The organism is Catenibacterium sp. co_0103 (assembly GCF_004168205.1).
Lineage (GTDB): Bacteria > Bacillota_I > Bacilli_A > Erysipelotrichales > Coprobacillaceae > Catenibacterium > Catenibacterium mitsuoka_A.
The window spans coordinates 1-1,504 of record NZ_RCYB01000194.1 but is presented as its reverse complement, the minus strand read 5'-3'; the positions used below and the strand labels follow the sequence as shown (position 1 = coordinate 1,504).

Below are 1,504 nucleotides of genomic sequence, written 5' to 3'. Positions count from 1 at the left end.
AGAGTTTTGGGGGATTTGAGTTTGGTTATATATTTGTGTCCGCGCAACGAAGGCGCGGGGAAATGGAGGAAATTATGATATTAGAACAAATAGATGAAAACTTATTAAAAATTGCGAATGAATCTGATGTTGCATTAAAAGACATTTATAAAAAGATCGATGATGTTTGTTTCTATAACTCAAACAGAATTCTTTCAGCATTTATTGAGAATAATGTCAGCTATTCTGATTTTGCGGACATGAATGGATATGGCAGCTATGATTCAGGAAGAGATAAGCTAGAAGCTATTTTCGCAACTATTCTTGGATGCGAAGATGCATTAGTGAGACCACAGATCATGAGTGGTACCAATGCGCTTTATTTAACTTTATCTGCTTTACTTAAGCATGGTGATACAATGATTTCATTATCTGGAGCACCTTATGATTCTTTACAGGAAATGATTGGTATTTCAGGAGAATCTAGTCAGTCATTAAAGGCTCATGGTGTATCTTATGAACAGATTGATTTAGTTGACAATGATTTCGATGATGATAAAATCGTAGAACGTTTAAAGAAGAATGATGTTAAACTTGTAGAAATCCAGAGATCTAAGGGTTATTCTTCACGTTTATCTTTAACACTTTCTAAGCTTGAACGTATTATTACTAAGATCAGAGAAGTAAATAAGGATGTTATTATCATGGTAGATAACTGCTATGGTGAACTTGTAGAAAAGAAGGAACCAGGACATATCGGTGCTGATATCGTTGTAGGGTCTTTAATGAAGAATCTAGGTGGAGGTATTGCACCTACTGGTGGTTATATTGCAGGTAGAAAAGATTTAATCTTTATGTGTGCTGAAAGATTAACTGCACCTGGTATTGGTAAAGATCTAGGAGCTAACTTCAATATGAATAATACATTCTTCAAAGGTGTATTTATGGCTCCTAATGCAGTAAAGAATGCTTTAAAGAGTGCTGTATTTAGTGCTTATATGTTAGAAAAGTTAGGCTTTAATAATGTCTCTCCAAGATATAATGAAGAAAGAACTGATATTATTCAAACATTAGAACTTGGTACAGAAGAAAACCTAGTGAAGTTTACACAGGCTATTCAGAATAGTTCTCCAATTGATTCATTTGTAGCCACTATGCCTGCACCAATGCCTGGTTATCCACATGATGAAGTAATGGCTGCTGGTACATTTACTTCTGGTAGTACAATTGAATTAAGTGCAGATGCGCCTGTTGTTGCACCTTATACACTTTATATCCAGGGTGGTTTGACATTAGAATATAGTAAACTTTCTATTCTATTCGCCCTTACAAATGTTTTAAAGAAATAACACGAAAGGTCCTGATTGATTTGAGTAACTAAATAGACTTGGGGTTTACTCAAGCTTTGAAAAAGTCAGGGGTATGAACTCCTGGCTTTGCTTTTATGCTGTCAACTTTTTAGGGGCAGTTTTCTGCTATCTGTTTTGTTTATTTCATAAATCATTTATCATGTTCTTAAGGTCAA

The 1,504-nt window shown here is 34.6% G+C and carries 1 protein-coding gene; it reads left to right on the top strand.

Features of this window, described 5'->3' with window-relative positions:
- Positions 1–74 precede the first annotated feature (74 nt).
- Positions 75–1,328: a methionine gamma-lyase family protein gene (locus EAI80_RS13080; protein ID WP_129982381.1), complete on the top strand. Its 1,254-nt coding sequence runs from the start codon at positions 75–77 to the stop codon at positions 1,326–1,328.
- Positions 1,329–1,504: the final 176 nt, after the last annotated feature.

Coding starts and splice junctions, on each gene's coding strand:
- EAI80_RS13080 (WP_129982381.1), top strand. CDS start 75: ATGATATTAGAACAAATAGATGAAAACTTATTAAAAATTGCGAATGAA.